The following is a 20,405-nucleotide window of genomic DNA, read 5'->3' on the forward strand; positions in this document are numbered from 1 at the left end:
AGAGAATCCCCATGGTCGACACCGCCGTGAAACCCGCCACCCCCGACTCCGACACGCCGGCACAGCGCGCTGTCGCTGCCGCCGCATCTGGTGAACCCACCGCGCCCGGTGCATCCAGCGCTCCTGCCGCCCCGGCCAGCGTCGACGTCGAATGGCTGGGCCGCTACCTGCTCGGCACCTGGGCCGATGCCCGGCTGCAGGCCCGCGCCACCACGGCGCGCCCGGAGTTGCAGCGCATCGAGGGCCAGACCCTCGCCGATCACCGCCAGCGCGTGTTCGAGCAGCTTCATCTGCTGGTCGAAGAAGGCTCGGTCAACCGCGCCTTTCCGAAACGCCTCGGCGGCCACGACGACCACGGCGGCAACATCGCCGGCTTCGAAGAACTCGTCATCGCCGACCCGTCGCTGCAGATCAAGTCGGGCGTGCAGTGGGGGCTGTTCGGGGCGGCCGTGCTGCACCTCGGCACCGAATACCACCATGACACGTTTCTGCCGGCCATCATGAGCCTCGAGGTTCCCGGTGCCTTCGCCATGACCGAGACCGGGCACGGTTCCGACGTGGCCGCCATCGGCACCACGGCCACCTATGACCCCGAAACCGAACAGTTCGTCATCGACACTCCTTTTCGCGGGGCGTGGAAGGACTACCTCGGCAACGCGGCCGTGCACGGTACGGCAGCGGTGCTGTTCGCCCAGCTCATCACCCAGGGCGTCAACCACGGGGTGCACGCGTTCTACGTGCCCATCCGTGATGTCGACGGCGCCTTTCTACCGGGCGTGGGCGGCGAAGACGATGGCCTCAAGGGCGGCCTGAACGGCATCGACAACGGGCGACTGCACTTCACCGACGTGCGCGTTCCGAGGCGCAACCTGCTGAACCGGTACGGCGATGTCACGCCTGCCGGGGAGTACTCGTCGCCCATCGAGAGCCCCGGGCGCCGGTTCTTCACGATGCTCGGCACACTGGTTCAGGGTCGAGTGTCGCTTGACGGGGCATCCACTGCCGCAGCGAAGATCGCGTTGACCATCGCCATCACCTATGGCAGCCAGCGCCGACAGTTCACCGCAGCGAGCGAGACCAACGAAGAGGTGCTGCTCGACTACCAGAAGCACCAGAGCCGTCTGCTGCCGCTGCTCGCCACCACGTATGCGGCGAGTTTCTCGCACGAAGTACTGCTGACCACGTTCGACGGAGTGTTCTCGGGCGCGCACGACAGCGACACCGACCGCCAAGATCTCGAGACTCTCGCTGCAGCGCTGAAGCCACTCTCGACCTGGCACGCTCTCGACACCCTGCAGGAGGCCCGTGAGGCCTGCGGCGGGGCCGGTTTTCTCGCCGAGAACCGCCTGACGAGCCTCCGCGCAGACCTCGATGTGTACGCCACCTTCGAGGGCGACAACCATGTGTTGCTGCAGCTCGTCGCGAAGCGGCTTCTGACCGACTACAGCCGCAAGTTCGCGAAAGCCGACGTGGGCGTGCTCGCCCGGTACGCCGTGACGCAGGCGGCGGGCCGTGCGGTCGACGGAGCGGGGCTTCGGCGCCTCGCCCAGAATGTCTCCGACCGCGGATCGCTCGCGCGCTCAGTGGGGCAGCTGCGTTCGAGCGCCGTTCAGCGTGCGCTGCTCACCGATCGGGTCGAGACTATGGTCGCCCAGGTGGCCGGCCGCCTTCGCCCCGCGAACAAGGCGTCGAAGAAGCGCGCCGCCGAGCTCTTCAATCAGAACCAGAACGCGATGATCGACGCGGCGCGCGCACACGCCGAGCTGCTGCAGTGGGAGGCATTCACCGACGCGCTCGGCGACATCGCAGACCCTGGCACCAAGACCGTGATGACGTGGCTGCGTGACCTGTTCGGCCTCGGCCTGATCGAGAAGCATGCTGCCTGGTACCTCATCAATGGGCGCTTGTCGCCCACCAGGGCACAGGCCGTGAGCGCGTACATCGAGCGCCTCACGAGCCGGTTGCGGCCGCACGCCCTCGACCTCGTGACGGCGTTCGGCTATGGCCCTGAGCATGTGCGGGCTCCTATCGCGTCGGGCGCCGAAGCCGAGCGGCAGAACGAAGCCCGCGACTACTACGCGGCGCAGCGTGCCAGCGGCACCGCCCCGGTCGAGGAGAAAGCGGTCAAGAAGAGCAAGCGCTGATCGGGAGGTGGTACCTGGGTACTACCCCCCGGTGATGGAGCACCAGAACGATGGCGTAAAGATGGCCCTGCAGGCCGATGCCGAGTCGGCTGAGCGTTCGTAGTGTGAGTGTTGTGCAGTTGTTCTGCTGCACACATCAGCTCAACGCAGGGAGATCACCGTGATCGAAGCTCACTCACTCACCAAGAGGTACGGCCCCAAGACGGCCGTCGACCAGGTGAGTTTCACCGTTCGTCCCGGCCTCGTCACGGGCTTTCTCGGCCCCAACGGCGCCGGCAAATCGACCACCATGCGCATGATTGTCGGCCTTGACCGGCCCACGAGCGGCAGCGTCACCGTGAACGGCAAGGTGTACAGCGACCACGCGGCTCCGCTTCACGAGGTGGGCGTGCTGCTCGACGCGAAAGCGGTACACCAGGGCCGCTCGGCGTACAGCCACCTGTTGGCACTCGGCGCGACACACGGCATCGGGGCATCCAGGGTCAAAGAGGTCATCGAGATGACCGGCCTCGACTCTGTCGCCAAGAAGCGGGTGGGCGGCTTCTCGCTCGGTATGGGACAGCGGCTCGGTATCGCCGCCGCCATGCTCGGCGATCCGTCGACGCTCATTCTCGACGAGCCGGTCAACGGCCTCGACCCCGAGGGCGTGGTGTGGGTTCGCGAGCTCGTACGTTTTCTCGCCTCGGAGGGCCGTACGGTTCTGCTCTCGTCGCACCTCATGAGCGAGATGGCGCAGACCGCCGACCGCATCATCGTTCTCGGCCGCGGCCGGGTCATCGCCGACGCACCTGTCGCCGACCTCATCAGCGGCGCCACGGTCTCGTCGGTTCGCGCCGTGAGCCCGCAGGCTGGCGAACTCGCCCGCCTGCTGAACTCACCCGATGCCACCATCACGAGTGTGGATGCCCAGACCCTCGAGATCGTCGGCCTCACCTCGGCCGTGGTCGGCGAAGCGGCGGCGCGCGCCGGCCTCACCCTGCACGAGCTCACCCCGTTGAAGGGTTCGCTCGAAGACGCCTACATGAACCTCACCGCCGATTCGGTGGAGTACCGCACGACCGCGGCCTCTGCCGGAGCGGCTTCCGGCGGCAACGCCGGTGCCCCTCTCGCCACTGACCCGTCACACTCGGAGGTCTCCCGATGACAACCACAACCCCTGCCCGGCGCAGCACCACCCAGCCGGCCTCGCCCATCCGTCTCAGCGCCGCAGGCATTCTGCGGTCGGAGTGGATCAAGCTCCGAACTCTGCGCTCCACCGTGTGGGCGTACGCCGTCATTCTGGTCATCCAGATAGCGTTCGGCCTGCTCATCGTTGCTATCTCGGTGAACGACGGCGGAATCAGCCGAGGCCCTGAGCGAGGTATCACTCTTGCGTCGCTTGCCACGTTCGGGCCGATCGCCGGGGTGGCCTTCGGGCAACTCGTGGTCTCGGTCTTGGGTGTTCTCGTCATCAGCGGTGAGTACACGACGGGCCAGATCCGTTCGAGCTTCGCCGCTGTTCCGAAGCGCCTGCCCGTGCTCTGGGCCAAGGTCGCCGTGTTCGGCGTTGTGACTTTTGTGGTGTCGCTTGTCAGCATTCTGCTGACCTACCTCGTCACGGCGCCCATTCTCTCGGGTGCCGGTGTGACATCGAATCTCTTCGAAGGCAACCTGCTGCTCACCTTTGTCGGCGCGGCCGGTTACCTTGCCCTCATCGGCATCCTCTCGATGGCCATCGGCGCCATCCTCCGCAGCACCGCCGGCGGTATCGCCGGTGCCCTGGGCCTGCTGCTGGTGGTTCCCGTGGTGTTCTCGCTGATTCCCGCCGACTGGGCGCACAGCCTCTCTGACTGGCTGCCGAGCGCCGCTGGCTCGAACATCTACCAGCCCGGTATCTTCGAGTGGTGGCAGGGTCTGTTGATCCTGCTCGGATGGATTGTGGTCGCACTGGCCACCGCCGCCACCCTGATGCGCCGGAGGGATGCCTGAGCATGACCTCCACCGAACGCCCGGCCAGCTCGACGTCACCGTCGAAGACGGCCGGGCGTTTGGCCGTCTGGGCGGCGCTGTGGCGTTCGAGTACCGAGCGAATGGATGCCCAGACCGCAGCCGCCTCGAACGACGCCCTGCGCCTGCCCCGGCCACCCGGGGTCTTTCGGCTCTTCTTCGCGCGGCACCTCTGGATTCTCGACTGGGCCGTCGTGGCCGTCTTCGCGCTGCCGGCAGCGGGCTATCTCGTTGGAGCGTTCGTCACAGGCCGTAACGATGTCGCGGCGCTGGTGGCGGCATCGGTGGCCGCTCTTGCGCTCATCGTGGTCACAGTCGCGCTCAGGTTTCGCCGGGCGCATCCGCTCGTTCTCGTGGCCGCGGTTGGTCTCAGCTTTGTCGCCATGGGTTCGACCTTCGGGGGAAGCCTGTTGCCGGCCGCGCTCTTCGGCCTCTACGGTGCCGCGGTGTACGCCTCGGTGCGCGCCGCGTGGATCTCGTTCGGTGCGCTTGCCCTCATTCTTGCGACGGTGACGCTCATCTCGACGGGGGTAGACCTCGCCGAGACCACCGGTATGTCGTTGACGTTCGGTTTTCTCATGCTCGTGTTTCTGCTCATCGGCGTGAACGTGGGCAACCGCAAGCGTTACGTCGAAGCGCTGCTCGACCGTGCCACCCAGCTGGTTCGGGAGCGCGACCAGCAGGCCCTTCTCGCCGCCGCGAACGAACGTGCCCGCATCGCCCGCGAGATGCACGACATCGTCGCGCACAGTCTGACCGTGATGGTGGCGCTCGCCGACGGGGCCGACGTGAGCGTCGAGCGCAGCCCCGAACGCGCACGCGACGCCATTCGTCAGGTGGCGGAGACCGGTCGTACCGCCCTGGCCGACATGCGCGTTGTACTGGGTGTGTTGGCCGAGCCTCACGGCGGGCCCGTAGCAGCTGTGGAGCCCGTGCTCACCGGCCCGCAACCCTCGCACAACGACCTCGCCGCATTAGTGAACGCCTACCGGTCGGCGGGAATGGTCATCCGGTTCTCTGTCTCCGGTGCGGTTCCGCTCGACGCGGGGCTCGAGCTCACCGTTTTCCGCATTGTGCAGGAGGCCCTCACCAACAGTCTGCGCTACGCTCCCGACCCGAAGCACGCCGCCGTGAGCATCGTCTACAGCTCCGGCGGCGTGAGTATCGTCGTCGACGACGAGGGCCAGTCTGAGACAGGCGCACCATCGATCGGCACCGGCAAGGGTCTCATCGGCATGCGCGAACGCGCGGCGGCCTACGGCGGCACCGTGGAGGCCGGCCACACCAACGCCGGCGGCTGGCGCGTTCGGGCCACACTCTCGACACCCGATACGAAAGAGCGGTCATGACGACTTCGATACGCATTCTGCTGGTCGACGATCAGTCGCTGCTCCGCATGGGCTTTCGAATGGTGCTCGAGGCCGAGCCCGGGTTCGAGGTCGTCGGTGAAGCGGCAGATGGGGCATCCGGTGTCGTCGCAGCCCAGGCCGAGAAACCCGATGTCATCTTGATGGATGTTCGGATGCCCGGCATGAACGGCATCGATGCCACGGCGGCCATCGTTCGCACGGTTCCCGAGAGCAAGATCCTCATTCTGACCACGTTCGATCTCGATGAATACGCGTTCGCTGCTCTGCGCGCCGGTGCCAGCGGATTTCTGCTGAAAGACGCTCGCCCGGCCGAACTCATCACCGCCATCAGGGCCGTGGCGGCGGGCGATGCCGTGGTGTCGCCGCGTGTGACGAAACAATTGCTCGACCTGTTCGGCTCCCGGTTGCCCGCGACACACGAGGGTGCGCCCCCCAGTGCCGCTGCAGGAGCCGTCGCCGATGCCTCGAGCGCTCTCGGGGCACGCCTCGAGCCGCTCACCGAGCGCGAGCGGGAAGTGCTCGTCGCCATTGCGGAGGGGCTGTCGAACAGCGAGATCGCAGAGCAGTTCGTGGTCTCGGAATCGACAGTCAAGACCCACGTCGGGCGTGTGCTGATGAAGCTCGGAGTGCGCGATCGGGTGCAGGCGGTCATCGTCGCGTACGAAACGGGTTTGGTTCTGCCCAAACAGGGCTAGGGTGATCTTAACCGAGGAGCACACCGATGGGTATTTTGCTCTATGGCAGCCCCAGTATCGAAGTCAGCTTCGATGACCGTGCTCTCACCCACCTTCAGATCGTCATCACGGCGAAGCTTCGACGCCGTGAGAGTTTTGTTTTCTCGTGGGCAGACTCTGCCGATATCGGCAGTGGGCGCAGTTCTATCTGGCTCGACCCGAGCAGCACGCTCTACTACCGGTTCTACGGGAGTCGTGTTCCATCGATTAATCGCGAATGGATCGACGTGCTGATGGACTCGGCGAACAGCGGTGGAGGTCTCTTCTTCACTCCAGAACCAGTGACGGGTCGGTCGTAGTACGTGATAACTGCTGTAGCGCCGTGGTCGGCCACCCTGACGTCGTCAGAATATCTTCTGACGCTCTACTTTCTGGCCGTGGCAGCGCTCGCGCTGTTCGCCGGCTTCGTTCGAGCGTGGCTGACCCGCGGTGAAGTGGGGTCGCGGTATCGGCCGGCCGTCATCGCGCGCATCTGCATCACGGCGATTGCCACGGTGTCGTACATCGCGCTGGTGGTGAGCTTCGTCACCGGGTACGACAAGACGCCTGCCGGATACGTGCCGAATGACGGCGCGATCTTCGGTTTCGCTGCCCGGTATATGGACTGGTCGCTGAACGTGCCACTGCTCTCGGTAGAACTGCTGGCCGTGTGTGCGGCGGTGGGCGCTGTTGCGCGTCAGGCGCGGCTCGTGGCGGCCGCCAGCGCGTTTCTGATGATCTTCACGGGCTTTCTCGGCGCCTTCATCATCGGCGGCGGAACAGACACGGCCCAGCTCATTGTCTGGGGCGCCGTGAGCTGCGTCTTCTGGTTCGTCACCATCGTGGTTCTCGTTCGGGGAGTTCTCGCCTCCCGCGAGGGGCTCACGCCAGAGGCGAACCGGCTTCTGCGGCGGGCGGCGACCCTGTTGCTATCGGGGTGGGTGGTGTACCCCGTGGTCTACCTCATCCAGATCTTCGGCGACGGTGGCGGTTGGGCGGCGACCATGCAGATAGCGCTCTGCGTGGCCGACGTCACGATCAAGATCGGGTTCGGCACGCTGATCCACCGGGTGGCGAAGCTGCGCACGGCTGAAGATGTACGGGCAGGTGACGACGTGCATCCGGAGTCGATCTGGATCTCGTCGGTCAAGCAGTCTGATGCAGGAGTGCCGCGGGAGGTCTACCTGGCCGCCGGGGCTTCGATTCACGAGCGACGGGTGAGGCCGCCGACCGGTTCGGCCGTGGCCTCGCCACTGCCAGACGATCGAGAAAACTGAAGAATACACCCGTTCGGCTCTGACATTGCTCTGTCTGTCGACCCCCTTGAATCGTCGGGCAAACGTGGCAATGGTTGATGCATGAGACGTATTTCATATAGCGGCGGGTCTTTTCTCACCACAGACGGCGTTGCCGACGCCTTGCTGCACTTTGTGGCCGCCCTCGGGTCGAGTCACCGGGCCGAAGCTGTCGACATACCGATCGTGCGCGACGACGGTCAGACCGACACTGTTCAGCTGGTGATCGGGCCAGCGAGCGAACTGGTGAGCGCGTCGGAGAACACCACGATGCCGGAGCCAGACTCGGCTGAAGCCGAAGCACGGCTGCACCGGCTCACGGAGGCGCTCGTCGGACCGAAGCCAGTGCCTTCGTCGCAAGCCGACGCCACCGCGCACGGCTACGACTTCGACGTCGAACTCTGACCCACGGCCGGCGCCGAAACCAGGCGTCGTCGACATTCAGGGGTCAGCTGCTCCAGCTGGCGTCGACCATGATGCCGCGCAGTGCCGCCAGGGTCTCGTGCAGCAGCTCGGGCAGCGGCACTGCCCCATTCTGATCGAGCCAGCGACCGATCGACACGCTGAAGACCGTCACCGTGAGGTGCGCGGTGAGGGTGGCCTCGAGTTCGTCTACACCTCGCGCCACGAAGCTCTGGGCGATGGCGCTGGCAAGTGCCGACTGCTTGTGCAGTTCCCGCTCGCGAAGGCCCTCGTCGGATTCGATCACGGCCTTTCTCGCCACGACGTAGTCGACCCCGCTGGAGAACTGGGCCGCGGCCACTGCCTCGAGTCCGCCCGAGATGATCTGCATGGGGGTCAGTTCGGCGGGGGCCGCTGCGATCATTTGAGCGGCGAGGGCGGGTACGTCGATTTCATTTGCGAAGAGAACTTCTTTTTTGTCAGCGAAGTGGCGAAAGAACGTACGGGTGGTGAGCCCAGCGCGCGCGGTGATCTGGGGAACTGTGGTCTCGCCGAAGCCCTGATCGGCGAACAGCTCTAACGCGGCACGCTCGAGGCGCTCACGCGCGTCGGGCTGCCATCTGCTCATGCGTCCATTCTAGTGACGCGTGATGACATCGAGTGTCGTCATGTGTAGAGTGATGGCACGCCATGTCATCAATGCGGGCGTGGATGCACAACCGACGAGCTGGCGAAAGAAGATCGAATGACGAAGCAGGTATGGATCCTCGGGGCAACCGGGCGCAGCGGCCGCGAGGTTGCTGCACGACTGGTGGGCGAAGGTATCGATGTGGTGTTGGCAGGGCGGTCGCGCGAGCGTCTTGCGGCACTGTCTGCTGAGCTCGGTGGTGGGCACCGACTGGTGGTGGGCACGCTCGACGAGAACCTCGCCGGACTCGCTGAGGCCGGTCGGAGCGCCGGGGCCGGTCGGAGTGCCGGGCAGGCGGTGCGAGATGAGGGCCCGGGGGTCGTCGTGAACACGGTGGGTCCGTTTGCGACCACCAGCCTGATGGTTGCCCGGGCATGCCCTCCCGGAACCCACTACGTCGACCTCGCCAATGAGTTCTCGGCCGTCGAGGGCATTCTTCAGCTCGACGAGCAAGCGACCGCGGCCGGCCAGGTGTTCGTCACGGGAGCTGGGTTCGGCGTTCTCGGCACCGAGAGTGTGCTGCTGCGGGTGTGCGCCGGCCTGCCGCGTCCGGCGAGCGTCCGTGTCGACGCGCTGCCGGCCCTCGCCATGGAGAGCGGCCTGCTCGGCTCGGCGTTGGCCGGGAGCATCATCGAGGTGCTCGAATTCGGAGGCCGCGAGGTGCGGGGCGGCCGTCTCGTGCGGTCGGCGACGGGGGCGCATCCGCTCACGGTTGTGACGCCCGACGGCGATGCAGTGCACACGGGCGGCGGCGCGAGCGGTGAGCTGCTCGCGGCGTGGCGAGCGAGTGGCGCTGACGAGGTGGTGGCCGCCTCGATGGCCGCGCCGTCGGGTGTGCTGCTGAGGCGCGTGGTTCTGCCGGTGCTGGGGGCGGTCATCCGGATGCCCGGGGCGAGCCGCTTCGTTGGCAACCGCGTTGCGCGCATCAGGTTCACGGCCGCGCCGATGAAGCGGTCGTCGACGTGGGCGCACGCCCGGGTGGAGTGGGCATCGGGCGAGGTGCGAGAGGGGTGGCTGCAGGCCGGCGACGCCAGCACCTTCACTGCAGACGTGATGGCCGAGGTGGCGCGGCGCCTGCTGAACGGCGAGGGCCGGCCGGGCGCGTACACCCCGGGTGCGCTGTTCGGGGCTGAACTCGCGGAGGCGGTGGGGGCGACCCTGAGCACCGCGGTCACCGTTGCCGCTACGGCAGGCACTGCAACTGCAGGCATAGCGATTGCAGGCACCGAGACGGCAGGCGCTGCCAACGCCGCGGCCTGGCTCGACGCGCCGTTCGGCCAGATGATCGTGCGCCCGGCCTCGTACACGGCTCCGGGCCCGGGCGAGATCGTGATTCGCAACCGTGCCGTTGCGGTGAACCCGCTCGATGTCATCAAGCAGACCACTGGCAACCTCATGTTCCGCTGGCTGCCCTACCCGTCGGTACTCGGCGAAGACGTGGCGGGAGACGTGGTGGAGGTGGGCCCGTTCGTCACCCGCTTCAGCGTGGGCGATCGTGTGCTGGCATACGCGCTCGGCATGGAGAAGGGGCGAAAGCACGCGGCAGAGGGCGGTTTTCAGGAGTACACGGTGGTGCGGGCGATGCTGGCCGCACCGATTCCCGAGGGCATGACGTACGAGGAGGCAGCCGTGCTTCCGCTCGGGGTGTCGACGGCGGCGTCGGCGCTGTTCCAGAAGGATCAGCTGGGGCTGCGGCATCCGACCGCGCCGCGGCAGGGCGGTGAGACCGTCGTGGTGTGGGGTGGGTCGACGAGTGTCGGCAGCAACGCGATTCAGCTGGCCGTCGCGGCGGGCTACACCGTGGTGGCGACGGCGTCGCCACAGAACCACGAGCGGCTCCGCGAACTCGGAGCGAACCGGGTCTTCGACTATGCAAGCCCGACGGTGGTGCGCGATGCGGTCGGGGCAGTGCGAGGCACCACGGTGGCCGGCGTGTTCGCGGTGGGCACCGGCTCGGCCGAGCCGAGCGTGCAGATCGCGATCGGCAGTGGATGCAAACGGGTGGCACTGGCGAGCCCATCGGTATCGTTCGGCGCGCTGCCGCCCCGCACGGGAGTTTCGCTTGCGCTGGTTCGGCTCGGCGCGCGGATGGTCGGCGGTACTGCCCTGTTGCAGGCGCGGGCGCGTTCGCGGGGCATCCGGGTGCGATTCGTGTGGGGCAGTTCGCTGATGAACAACGAGGTGGGGCCCATGCTCTGGCAGCGGTTTCTGCCCGCCGCGCTCGCCGAGGGGCGGTTTGTGCCGGCACCTGCGCCGCGGGTCGTGGGTTCGGGGCTCGGTCAGGTGCAGGTTGCCCTCGAGCGGCTGCGAGGCGGCGTCTCGGCGACGAAGCTCGTGGTCTCGCTGCCGGCTCGTCAGCCGAGCAGCTCGCCCGGGTGAGCGAGTCGCCAGGCACCGTCGGGGCCGGGAAGAGCGGCACCGAGCGCCAGCGGAACGGTGACGACGGTACTCTCGACCGGCCCGGCGACGGTGTACGTGAGCGTACCGGCGGGAGTTGCGGCGGCGGGGTCAGTTTCGCTGAGTGGGGTCACGGCGCTGCGCACCGACACGGCCGAGTTCGACCAGACGACCGTGCTGGCGCTCTCGCTCGCCACGATGGGCGCGGTGCTGCCCCAGACCGTTGAGTAACTGCCCACCACCTCTCCGGCAGTGGCCAGCTGCACCACGGTGAAGCCCTTCTTGGCCGTGTCGAGCAGTGCGGTGACGGATGCCCGGGCATCCGCCGAGCTGGCCGCACCGAGCACCACGCCGACGACGCTCAGGGTTGTGCCACCCACCGTGAAGTCGGCGGAGAACAGCAGGCACGAGCCGGCTTCGTCGGTGGTGCCGGTCTTCATTCCGTCGATGCCGTCGGAGCCGAGCAGAGTGTTGGTGTTGGTGAGTGGCGAGAGCCCGGGCACGGTCTCGTTCGCGGTCGAGACGATGGCCTTCAGTACGGGATTCGCCTCGGCGAGCGATGCAAGGGTGAGCAGATCGGTGGTGGTGCTGCGGCTGGCCGGGTTCAGGCCGCTCGAATCGACGACGGTGGTGCCGCTGAGGTTGTGTGCCGCGATGAACGCGCGAGCGGCGGTGAGGTAGTTGTCGAGCGATCCGAAGGCCCAGATGGCGATGGTCTCGCTGTAGTTGTTCGCTGATTCGAGCAGCATGATGTCAAGGATCTGCCGTTCGGTGAGCACCTGCCCCACATTGACGAGCACATATGAGCCGCCTTCGGCCTGGGTCTGGCCGAGAATGGCGAGGTCGGCTTCGGTCAGCGTGATGTTCGGGCCGTTGTCGGTCAGTGTGAGCGGCTTCGCCTCGAGCACGACCAACGTGGTCAGAATCTTTGTGACGCTGGCGATGGGTACGGGCGTCGTGCTGCCGCTCGAGGCGAGAATGGTGCTCGAGCCGGTGAGGGCGATGGCGCTCGAGCCTGCCGCTGGTGTGCTCACGACCGCCTCTGCGGCGGGGGCGACGGCCGGAACAGCGAGGGTCGCGGAGGCGGCGGGCGCGGCGGCCGTGAGCACGACAGGAACGTAGATGCCCCCCGCGATGACGACAAGCGCGACGACAAGCACGACCGAGCGCCGTGTCAGGAGGGTTCGGCGGGAGACGGGCACCCGACCATCCTACAAATCACTGCGCTCGACGAAGCTGAGTGGAGTGGGGGCCGGTTCGGTGGGGCCAGTGCAGAGCGAGTCAGTGCCGGGCGGGTCAGTACCGCGCGGGTTGGTGTCGCGCGCGTCAGTGCCGCGCGAACAGCAGGAGCAGCAGCCCAGCGGCGCCGATGACCACGAACAGGGCGATTGTGATGGCCTGGGGCCAGTAACCTTCGCGGTCGGGCGCAGAGACAGCCAGTGGCCCGGTTTCGGGCTGGGTATGGGATTCGGTCTCGGTCACGTCAGTCAACTTCCGCAGAGGGTGCTGGGTCTCTGCTTCTGACAGTAGGGGTGGGCGTCGACCGTCGCAGTCCTCTTATAGGGGGACTTCTGCCCGTAGGCTCGACGCATGCGAACCGCTTACCCCGAGATCGACCCCTATGAGATCGGCTTTCTGCCTGTGGGCGACGGCCACGAGCTGTACTGGGAGGCCTCGGGCAACCCCCACGGTAAACCGGTGGTTTTTCTGCATGGCGGGCCGGGGGCCGGCAGCAGCCCAGCGCATCGGCGACTCTTCGACCCGGCGCTCTACCGCATCATTCTGTTCGACCAGCGCGGCTGCGGGCTGAGCCTGCCGCACGCGAGCACGTCGCCCGAGCACCTCGCCACGAACACGACCTGGCACCTCGTCGCCGACATCGAGACCCTGCGCGAGCATCTCGGTATCGAGCGCTGGCAAGTGTTCGGCGGCTCGTGGGGCAGCACGCTCGGCCTCGCCTACGCCCAGACACACCCCGAACGGGTCAGCGAACTGGTGCTGCGGGGCATCTTCACGCTGCGAAAGGTCGAGCTCGACTGGTTCTACGAAGGCGCGGCGAGGCTCATTCTGCCCGATCTGTGGCAGAAATTTCTCGAACCGGTTCTTGCCAGTGACGAGACTCTGGATGACCGGGGGCACTTCATTCGCGCGTACCATCGGCTGCTGACGAACCCCGACCCGGGCATCCACGGGCCGGCTGCGGTGGCGTGGTCGGCGTGGGAGTCGCAGGCGATCACGCTGCTGCCCCGGCCGGATCTGCTCGAGAACTACTCAGAGCCCGGGTACGCGCTGGCCTTCGCTCGCATCGAGAATCACTACTTTCTGAACGGCGGATGGCTCGAAGAGGGCCAGCTGATCGCCGGCGCCTCGGCGCTCAAGGGCATCCCAGGCGCCATCATTCAGGGGCGGTACGACCTCTGCACGCCCGCGCTCACCGCCTGGGATCTGCACCAAGCGTGGCCGGAGGCCGAGTTCACCATGGTGCCCGATGCCGGGCACGCGTTCGACGAGCCCGGCATTCTCGATGCGCTGCTCGACGCTACCGACCGGTTCGCGCGGCCGTAGCGGGGGTGGGCGTTGCGGGCACGGTCGCTGTCGCTGTCGCTGTCGCTGTCGCTCGAGCGCCCGGCCCGGGCGTCGGCAGCGTGGACACCCGCCCCGACGGGAGCAACAGCGCGAGCACCGTCGACAGCGCCAGTGCGCCAGCGCCGACGAGTACGGCGGGAATCGCGGCATCCACGTACCCCGTCGGCGTCAACTGACCGCCGTGACCGGTGAACACCGCGGTGAGCACCGCGATGCCGAGAGCGACGCCGATCTCTCTGAGGGTGCTGTTCGTACCCGATGCTTTCGCCTGGTCGGTCGGCGCCATGTTCGCGAGCACGGCCGACGATGAGGGGGCGAACACCAGCCCCATGCCGATTCCGGCGAGCAAAAACGGGCCGATCATCGAGCTGTATGAGGCATCGGCTTTCAGAATGAGCGCGAGCCAGAAGATGCCGGCGGTCTGAAACGCGAGGCCGGCGACGATGAGCGCGCGGGTGCCGACCCGGGGTGTGATGAGGCCGGTCAGGGGGGCGACGATGAGGGGCGCGAGGGTCCACGGCATGGTCATGACGCCGGCCTCGAGCGGGGAGTGCCCCTGAACGATCTGCAGAAACTGGATGAGAATGAAGATCGAGCCGAAGATGCCGAAACTGAACGCGATACCGATGAGGTTGGCGACGCTGAAGCTGCGGTCACGAAAGAGCCGCAGTGGGAGGAGCGGCGCGGCACTCTTCGACTCCCACGCCACGAACGACACCAGCAGAACGGCACCGAGAATGAGGGAGCCGAGCACCTCGAAACTGCCCCAGCCCGCGTCGTTGCCGCGTACGATGCCGTAGACCACGGCGAGAATGCCGACGCCCACCAGGAGAAGGCCCACCACGTCGGCCCGCAGTTTTGCGCCGAAGGTGTTGGGCAGGGCCAGCAGAGCGAGTGGCACTGACACGATGCCTACGGGCACGTTCAGCCAGAAGATCGCCTGCCAGTCGAAGCCTTCGATGACCGCGCCGCCGATGAGGGGCCCGAGGGCCACGCCGAGGCCCGAGACGCCGCCCCAGATTCCGATGGCGAGGGGTCGGAGCCGAGTACTGACTGACCCGACCAGCAGGGTGAGCGAGAGCGGCATGAGGGCAGCCGCCCCGACGCCCTGGAAGGCGCGGCCGACGATGAGCATCCACGACTCGGTGCTGAGCGCAGAGAATGCCGACGCCACGGTGAACAGTGCGATGCCGAACACGAACACGCTGCGCCGGCCGAGCCGGTCACCCACCGCGACGGCCATCAGCATGAAGGTGGCGAACGAGAGCGTGTACGCGTTGACGAACCACTGCAGCTCGCCGATGGAGGCGTTCAGATCGACCCGGATGACCGGCAGTGCACTGGTCATGATGAGGTTGTCGAGCGTGGCCATGAACATGGGCAGCGATGCCGCCACGATGGCAAGCCAAATGGGAATGCGCCGCCGCGCTGCAGTGGGCGAACCCGCTGCGGTGGCAGCAGGCGTGGTGGCAGACATGCCGTCTCGTTTCGTTCGAAGGGGTTGTGCAGTGAGAACCGCCGACCCGCTAAGGCATCATACGATTACCTAAACAGTAGTTATCGGCTGATACCATGTCAAGGTGACGCAGACAGACGACCACCCGGCGACGCGAATGCGTGCCGCAGAACGGCGAGAACTTGTGCTCGACGCTGCCATGCAGGTGTTCGGAGACTATGGATACGTGGGCTCGACCACCGCGCAGGTGGCGCGCGCGGCAGGCGTGAGTCAACCGTACGTCGTGCGCATGTTCGGTACGAAAGAACAATTGTTCCTCGACGTCATCACTCGCGCACTCGAGCGTCTGCTCACGTCGTTTCGGCAGGCGGTCGCCGACACGGCGTCGGCCGAACCCCTCACTCAGCGGCTCGGTTCTGCCTACGTGAACCAGCTGCGCGACCGCGGGCTGCTGCTCTCGCTGATGCACGCCTTCGTGCTGGGCAAAGACCCGGTCATCGGCCCGGCCGGCCGCGGCGGGTTCATGCAGGTGTACCGGTTTCTCCGCGACGAGGCCGGTTTCGGCGCTGCGGAGGCGCAGGGGTTCCTGGCCGAAGGCATGCTGATCAACACGATGATCGGGCTGCGCATGACCGACGAATTCGACGGCGACCCCGAGGTGCGCGAACTGCTCGAGTGCGCGTTTCCGACCAAAATCGACCTCGTGCGGAGCCTCGCGCAGTAGCGCAGTAGCGCAGTAGCGCAGCCGCTCAGCCGCTCGTCGAGTCGGCAGAGTTTGCGCCTGCTGAGGCCTCGCACCCGCAAACATCGCCGAGTCGATGGGGTGGGGTGGGGCTGGTTGCCGGGTCGATGCCCACGAGGGCGGCGCCGACAGCCGCGGCGGGGAAGCCTTCGGGCAGCAGCTCGACACGGCGCCCGAGGTCGAGCGAGGCGATGAACGGCGAGGCCAGCGCCCACCCGGCGAGCACGCCGTGCACCGCGTCGAGCAGTGGGGTGCCGAGGTTGCTGAGTCCGCCGCCGATGACCACGACATCGACGTCGACCGTGAGCACCAGCACGCGCACGGCCGAGGCGATGCCTTCGATGAAGCGCTGGCGAACATCCACCGCGTAGAGATCACCAGCGTCAGCGGCCGCGAACAGTGACTGCGCGGGTCGCTGGTCGTCGGTCGACCACTGGCGCGCGATAGCCGAGCCCGATGCCACCGTTTCGAGGCAGCCGCGCTGGCCGCACGGGCAGAGCGCCCCCGCTGGATCGATGGGAATGTGACCGATCTCGCCAGCCGCCCCCCACGACCCCCGCCAGAGCTCGCCCCCCAGAACGAGGCCCGCGGCAAGCCCGGTACCGAGGTTGAGGTATGCCATTGTGTGCGCCGCGGCGTGGGCGGGGGTGTGCTCGAGCAGGGAGTACGCTCCGAGGGCGGCTGCCTTCACATCGTTTTCGACTCGCACCCGCACGCCGAGGCGGCGTTCGAGGGCGTCGCCCAGGTCGAGCTCGTCGAGGCCCAGATTGACGGCGTGCGAGACGTGCCCGGTGGCGCTGTCGACCGTGCCGGGAATGCCGATGCCGATCGACGCGATGCTACTGGTGGAGTCGTCGCTCGCCGTGCCTGCGACGCCGGGCAGGGCAAGCAGCTGCGTCACGGCCGCCACCGCTGTGTTGACAACTTCTGCCGCACCGAAGCCGGTGGCCAGCCGCAGCCGGTCCACGATGACGCCACCATCGTCGATGGCCACCGCGTCGGTCTTCGTGCCGCCGATGTCGATGCCGATTCTCATACCGCATCCCCGAGCAGAGCCCGAAGGGCGCCACCCACGGCGGCCGATGCGCCGAACGTGGCGATGTCGGCGAACTGTCGGTCGAGCGACGGCCATCCCATGTCGACGACAACGACGGTTCCGGATGCCCGCAACATGCCAATCGTCTCGACCACCCACGGCGTGAGATGGTTCGCCTTGCCCACCACGAGTAACCGCACGCCAGTGCCAGTGCCCCCGGCTGTGTCTCGACCCCTACCCCTACCCCTACCCCTACCCGTACCCGTGCCCGCGCCGATGACGTCAACGGCCGCCCGCCCCGACTCGACGTCACCGACGACGAGCACCGTCGCTGTCGTCGCTGCGACGGCCGTGGGCCACGGCCACCACGGTGCGTCGCCGACGGCCTCGTTGGGCGTCGTCTCGAAACGAATGAGGTAGTCGACCGGGCCGCCGGCCAGCCACGCCGTGGCTGCGGGGGAGACATCGAACGTCGAGACGACATCGTTCGCTGTAGGAGTATGTGCCGATGCCGATGCCGATGCCGATGCCGATGCCGATGCCGATGCCGATGCCGATGCCGATGCCAGTGCCGGCACGGAGGCGGACTCACCCGCGAGGTCGGCCCCGAGCGCGCGCACCGCGGCGGCGGCTGAGGCGAGGCGGGAGGCGGGCATGCGGCCCGCTGCGACAGCTGCCAGAACCGCCGTTCCGATGGCCGTGAGCTGGGCATCCGTGTTCTCGGTGCCGACGCAGAGCAGGTCGCAGCCGGCGGCAATAGCGCCGACGGCGGCCTCGGGTATGCCGCTGAGTGCGCTCGCGCCCGCCATGTCGAGGGCGTCGCTCACGATCAGCCCGGTGAACCCGAGATGCCCGCGCAGCAGCCCCTGCAGGATGGCCGGCGAGAGTGTCGCGGGGTTCACCGAGTCATATGCCGGAAGGAGAATATGCGACGTCATGATAGTGCGCACCCCGGCGGCGATCGCCGCGCGGAATGGTTCGAGTTCGCGCGCGGCCAACTCGACGGCCGAGGCCGTGACCACAGGCAGCGCACGATGCGAGTCGGTTGCCGTGTCGCCGTGCCCGGGAAAGTGTTTCGCGCTGGCCGCGACACCGGTCGCCTGCAGCCCGCGCACCCACGCCGCGGTGTGGCGCGCAACCAGTGCGGTGTCGGCGCCAAAGCTCCGCACACCGATCACCGGATTGTCGGGGTTCGAGTTGATGTCTGCGTCGGGAGCAAAGTCGAGGTTCACGCCAGCATCGTGAAGCGCACGGCCGACCGCTCGAGCCGTCGCCGTGGTCGCCTCGAGCGAGTCGAGCCGGCCCAGCACCGCGTGGCCGACGTAGGGCGAACCCACGTCGTAGAACAGCCGCGTGACGTCGCCGCCCTCTTCATCGATCGAGATCAGCGCGTGCGGGTTCGCCTCGCGAATGGCATCGGTGAGCTCCCTCAGCTGCGTGAGTGACCGGATGTTCGGCCCGAACACGCACACTCCGCCGAGGCCCTCGGCCAACCTGCGGCGCAGCCACTCGGGCAGCACCGTGCCCGCGAACCCGGGCATCAGCGTGGCCAGAACCTGGCGGCGCAGAGCCTCGTCAGAACACGCGTCAGCCGACACCCGGCTGCCCGCCATGCCCCCGCCGGTCATCCCTTCACCGCCCCGCTCATCAGCCCGCTCGTCATTCGACCCTGCACAATGAGGAAGAACACGACCACGGGGATGGCCATCAGCGTCGACCCGGCCATGATGGCGGCCCAGTCGGTGGTGGTGTTAGCCTGCTGGAATGTGCGCAGCCACACGGGCAGCGTCTGCGACGCGGGCCGCGACATGACGACAAGGGCGAGCACGAACTCGTTCCAGGCCTGGATGAAGCCGAACACGCCCGTCGCCACCAGCCCCGGCGCGAGCAGGGGAAAGGTGATCTTCCAGAACGCGCCCGTGCGCGAGAGCCCGTCGATCATGGCGGCCTCCTCGAGCTCGATCGGCACCCCGTTCACGAAGCCGCGCAAAGTCCAGATGGTGAACGGCAGCACGGTGGCCACGTACACGAGCGTCAGGCCGCCGATGGTGTTCAGCAGCGACCAGCTGTCGAGCACGCGGTAGGTCGACACGATCATGGCCTCGGCGGGAATCATCTGAATGATCAGGATCGACAGGATGAACGCCTTGCGCCCCTTGAATCGAAACCGGGTGACGGCGAGCGAGGCCAGAAACGCGAACACCAGCGCAATGACCACGGTGAGCAGGGTGACGGCCAGCGAGTTGGCCAGCGCCGGCAGAAACGGCGACCGTGACGGCTCGAACAGCACGGTCGAATAGTTGCCGAGCGTGAAGTCTTTGGGGAAGAAGTTGGGGATGGGCCCGCGAATCTCATTGTTCGGCTGCAGGGAGGTATTGATCATCCAATACACCGGAAACACCGAGCAGAGAAAGATGATGACCGCGATGACGCTGAAGACCACGCTGGCGGCGCGGCGTTTGACGCGATGGCCCGAGACGGGGCGACGCGGCGGGCGACCGGATGCCCGGCGGGGCGACGGCGGCACGATCATGGCTGCCACGGCCGAGTCGAGCACCGCCAGATCGGCGTTCTTGGTCACGGTGCTCACAGGGCCTCCTCCTTGATGGTCTGGCGAACGTAGAAGATCGAGATGGCCAGCATGATGATGACCATGATCACGGCGATGGCGCCGCCTGCCCCGTAGTCACCGGTGCCGAGCGAGGTCTGGTAGATGTACACGCCGAGCGTGGAGGTCTGTTCACGAATGCCGCCGATGCCCTGCAGAGCAAAGATCTGCGTGAAGACCCGTAGGTCCCAGATGACCTGCAGAATCGTGACGACGAGAAAGATCGACTTGAGGTACGGGAACACGATGAGGCGAAAGCGCTGCACTGCGCCGGCGCCGTCGAGCTGGGCGGCCTCCATCACCTCGTCGGGAACCTGCGTCAGCCCGGCGTAGATGGTGAACGCGACGAACGGAACCGACTGCCACGTGATGATCACGCCGGCCACGGCGAAGAAGCTGATGGGGTCGATGAGCCACGAGTGGCCGGTGAAGTCGATGCCGGTGACCTGGCTGAGCAGGTAGTTCACAACACCGAACTGGGTATCGAACAGCCAGCCCCAGATGATGACGGCGGTGAGCGCCGGCATGGCCCAGGCCAGCAGCAACCCCACTGAGACGAGGGTGCGAAAGAATTTATTGAGGCGCGTCATGAGGAGCGCGACCAGCGTGCCGAGGCTCATGGTCACCACGACGTTCACGATGCAGAACAGAAAACTGCGGGCGAGAACCTGCCAGAACTGCGGGTCGCCGAGAACACGGGTGTAGTTGTCGAAGCCCACGAACGGCGCTGCCTGCCCGAAGACCTGGGCGCGGCCGAACTGCTGGAACGACACGATGACGAGCTGCAGCAGCGGCCAGCCGATGATGGCGATGAGAATGAGGGTGGCCGGCACGAGGAGCAGTGCGGGGGCCAGGCCCTTGCGACCCACGGGTCGCCGCAGCCGGGAACTGACGGAGCCGAGAAGAGTAGTCATGAACCGCTTCCACATAAGATTTACGAACGTGTCTTCACCTTCCTAGGGCGAGGCACTCGGGTGGATGT

The 20,405-nt window shown here is 67.0% G+C and carries 19 protein-coding genes; 11 read left to right on the top strand and 8 right to left on the bottom strand.

From position 1 onward, the window contains the following. Positions 1-11 precede the first annotated feature (11 nt). From D4765_RS01905 to D4765_RS01940, 8 genes are all read left to right on the top strand, one after another. On the top strand, positions 12-2,144 hold the full coding sequence (locus D4765_RS01905; RefSeq protein WP_136640541.1) for an acyl-CoA dehydrogenase family protein: 2,133 nt from the start codon (positions 12-14) through the stop codon (positions 2,142-2,144). A 160-nt stretch (positions 2,145-2,304) separates the two neighbouring features. After that, complete coding sequence (locus D4765_RS01910; protein ID WP_136640542.1) at positions 2,305-3,288, top strand: ABC transporter ATP-binding protein; 984 nt, start codon at positions 2,305-2,307, stop codon at positions 3,286-3,288. Next, positions 3,285-4,112 carry an ABC transporter permease gene (locus D4765_RS01915; protein ID WP_136640543.1) on the top strand — a complete coding sequence of 276 codons (828 nt, stop codon included), beginning with the start codon at positions 3,285-3,287 and terminating at the stop codon, positions 4,110-4,112. Before D4765_RS01910 ends, D4765_RS01915 begins: the two co-directional genes overlap by 4 nt. 2 nt (positions 4,113-4,114) lie before the next feature. Continuing rightward, positions 4,115-5,479, top strand: a complete 1,365-nt coding sequence (locus D4765_RS01920; protein ID WP_161580317.1) for a sensor histidine kinase — start codon at positions 4,115-4,117, stop codon at positions 5,477-5,479. Next, the gene (locus D4765_RS01925; protein WP_136640545.1) at positions 5,476-6,195 is read left to right on the top strand and encodes a response regulator; all 720 of its coding nucleotides are present in this window, start codon (positions 5,476-5,478) and stop codon (positions 6,193-6,195) included. Before D4765_RS01920 ends, D4765_RS01925 begins: the two co-directional genes overlap by 4 nt. A 26-nt stretch (positions 6,196-6,221) precedes the next feature. After that, a complete protein-coding gene (locus tag D4765_RS01930; RefSeq protein ID WP_136640546.1) occupies positions 6,222-6,533 on the top strand; it encodes a DUF7882 family protein in 312 nt (103 codons plus the stop codon). Positions 6,534-6,536: 3 nt separating this feature from the next. Beyond that, the gene (locus D4765_RS01935; RefSeq protein ID WP_136640547.1) at positions 6,537-7,490 is read left to right on the top strand and encodes a bacteriorhodopsin; all 954 of its coding nucleotides are present in this window, start codon (positions 6,537-6,539) and stop codon (positions 7,488-7,490) included. A gap of 81 nt (positions 7,491-7,571) precedes the next feature. Further along, positions 7,572-7,913 carry a hypothetical protein gene (locus D4765_RS01940; protein ID WP_136640548.1) on the top strand — a complete coding sequence of 114 codons (342 nt, stop codon included), beginning with the start codon at positions 7,572-7,574 and terminating at the stop codon, positions 7,911-7,913. Between the two features lie 43 nt (positions 7,914-7,956). Here the strand turns inward: D4765_RS01940 and D4765_RS01945 are convergent, their stop codons facing one another. Further along, positions 7,957-8,538, bottom strand: coding sequence for a TetR/AcrR family transcriptional regulator (locus tag D4765_RS01945; RefSeq protein ID WP_136640549.1), 582 nt, complete (start codon positions 8,536-8,538; stop codon positions 7,957-7,959). 117 nt (positions 8,539-8,655) lie between these two features. On the opposite strand from D4765_RS01945, the gene D4765_RS20010 reads away from it, so the two are divergent. Then, positions 8,656-10,977, top strand: coding sequence for an alcohol dehydrogenase catalytic domain-containing protein (locus D4765_RS20010; RefSeq protein WP_338054613.1), 2,322 nt, complete (start codon positions 8,656-8,658; stop codon positions 10,975-10,977). On the opposite strand, the gene D4765_RS01960 is transcribed toward D4765_RS20010, so the two are convergent. Both D4765_RS01960 and D4765_RS19060 read right to left on the bottom strand, forming a co-directional pair. Further along, complete coding sequence (locus tag D4765_RS01960) at positions 10,953-12,197, bottom strand: D-alanyl-D-alanine carboxypeptidase family protein (RefSeq protein WP_136640550.1); 1,245 nt, start codon at positions 12,195-12,197, stop codon at positions 10,953-10,955. The two genes, D4765_RS20010 and D4765_RS01960, sit on opposite strands and share 25 nt — an antisense overlap. 124 nt (positions 12,198-12,321) lie before the next feature. Beyond that, positions 12,322-12,477, bottom strand: a complete 156-nt coding sequence (locus tag D4765_RS19060; protein WP_161580318.1) for a hypothetical protein — start codon at positions 12,475-12,477, stop codon at positions 12,322-12,324. A 108-nt stretch (positions 12,478-12,585) separates the two neighbouring features. On the opposite strand from D4765_RS19060, the gene pip reads away from it, so the two are divergent. Continuing rightward, entirely contained in the window at positions 12,586-13,560 is a 975-nt protein-coding gene (pip, locus tag D4765_RS01965; protein ID WP_136640551.1) for a prolyl aminopeptidase, read from the top strand. On the opposite strand, the gene D4765_RS01970 is transcribed toward pip, so the two are convergent. Continuing rightward, complete coding sequence (locus tag D4765_RS01970) at positions 13,535-15,058, bottom strand: MFS transporter (RefSeq protein WP_136640552.1); 1,524 nt, start codon at positions 15,056-15,058, stop codon at positions 13,535-13,537. The two genes, pip and D4765_RS01970, sit on opposite strands and share 26 nt — an antisense overlap. Before the next feature lie 103 nt (positions 15,059-15,161). Here D4765_RS01970 and D4765_RS01975 point away from each other — a divergent pair, with 103 nt between their 5' ends. Beyond that, positions 15,162-15,761, top strand: a complete 600-nt coding sequence (locus D4765_RS01975; RefSeq protein ID WP_136640553.1) for a TetR/AcrR family transcriptional regulator — start codon at positions 15,162-15,164, stop codon at positions 15,759-15,761. 25 nt (positions 15,762-15,786) lie between these two features. Here the strand turns inward: D4765_RS01975 and D4765_RS01980 are convergent, their stop codons facing one another. From D4765_RS01980 to D4765_RS01995, 4 genes are read right to left on the bottom strand one after another with little or no spacing between them, the layout of a single operon-like run. After that, complete coding sequence (locus D4765_RS01980) at positions 15,787-16,815, bottom strand: ROK family protein (protein ID WP_136640554.1); 1,029 nt, start codon at positions 16,813-16,815, stop codon at positions 15,787-15,789. Next, entirely contained in the window at positions 16,812-18,443 is a 1,632-nt protein-coding gene (locus D4765_RS01985) for a glycoside hydrolase family 3 protein (protein WP_237280211.1), read from the bottom strand. The genes D4765_RS01980 and D4765_RS01985 overlap by 4 nt, the downstream gene beginning before the upstream one ends. Beyond that, entirely contained in the window at positions 18,440-19,405 is a 966-nt protein-coding gene (locus D4765_RS01990) for a carbohydrate ABC transporter permease (RefSeq protein WP_237280212.1), read from the bottom strand. The genes D4765_RS01985 and D4765_RS01990 overlap by 4 nt, the downstream gene beginning before the upstream one ends. Beyond that, entirely contained in the window at positions 19,402-20,337 is a 936-nt protein-coding gene (locus D4765_RS01995) for a carbohydrate ABC transporter permease (protein ID WP_237280213.1), read from the bottom strand. The genes D4765_RS01990 and D4765_RS01995 overlap by 4 nt, the downstream gene beginning before the upstream one ends. Positions 20,338-20,405: the final 68 nt, after the last annotated feature.

Origin of the sequence: Subtercola vilae (assembly GCF_004923255.1) — a bacterium.
In the GTDB taxonomy this organism is placed as follows: domain Bacteria; phylum Actinomycetota; class Actinomycetes; order Actinomycetales; family Microbacteriaceae; genus Subtercola; species Subtercola vilae.

Bases quoted from the DNA above. Each gene is read 5' to 3' on its own strand.
- D4765_RS01995 (WP_237280213.1), bottom strand. From the start codon at position 20,337: ATGACTACTCTTCTCGGCTCCGTCAGTTCCCGGCTGCGGCGACCCGTG.
- D4765_RS01945 (WP_136640549.1), bottom strand. From the start codon at position 8,538: ATGAGCAGATGGCAGCCCGACGCGCGTGAGCGCCTCGAGCGTGCCGCG.
- D4765_RS01985 (WP_237280211.1), bottom strand. From the start codon at position 18,443: ATGACCGGCGGGGGCATGGCGGGCAGCCGGGTGTCGGCTGACGCGTGT.
- D4765_RS01980 (WP_136640554.1), bottom strand. From the start codon at position 16,815: ATGAGAATCGGCATCGACATCGGCGGCACGAAGACCGACGCGGTGGCC.
- D4765_RS01940 (WP_136640548.1), top strand. From the start codon at position 7,572: ATGAGACGTATTTCATATAGCGGCGGGTCTTTTCTCACCACAGACGGC.
- D4765_RS01905 (WP_136640541.1), top strand. From the start codon at position 12: ATGGTCGACACCGCCGTGAAACCCGCCACCCCCGACTCCGACACGCCG.
- D4765_RS01925 (WP_136640545.1), top strand. From the start codon at position 5,476: ATGACGACTTCGATACGCATTCTGCTGGTCGACGATCAGTCGCTGCTC.
- D4765_RS01970 (WP_136640552.1), bottom strand. From the start codon at position 15,058: ATGTCTGCCACCACGCCTGCTGCCACCGCAGCGGGTTCGCCCACTGCA.
- D4765_RS01915 (WP_136640543.1), top strand. From the start codon at position 3,285: ATGACAACCACAACCCCTGCCCGGCGCAGCACCACCCAGCCGGCCTCG.
- D4765_RS01930 (WP_136640546.1), top strand. From the start codon at position 6,222: ATGGGTATTTTGCTCTATGGCAGCCCCAGTATCGAAGTCAGCTTCGAT.
- D4765_RS20010 (WP_338054613.1), top strand. From the start codon at position 8,656: ATGACGAAGCAGGTATGGATCCTCGGGGCAACCGGGCGCAGCGGCCGC.
- pip (WP_136640551.1), top strand. From the start codon at position 12,586: ATGCGAACCGCTTACCCCGAGATCGACCCCTATGAGATCGGCTTTCTG.
- D4765_RS01920 (WP_161580317.1), top strand. From the start codon at position 4,115: ATGACCTCCACCGAACGCCCGGCCAGCTCGACGTCACCGTCGAAGACG.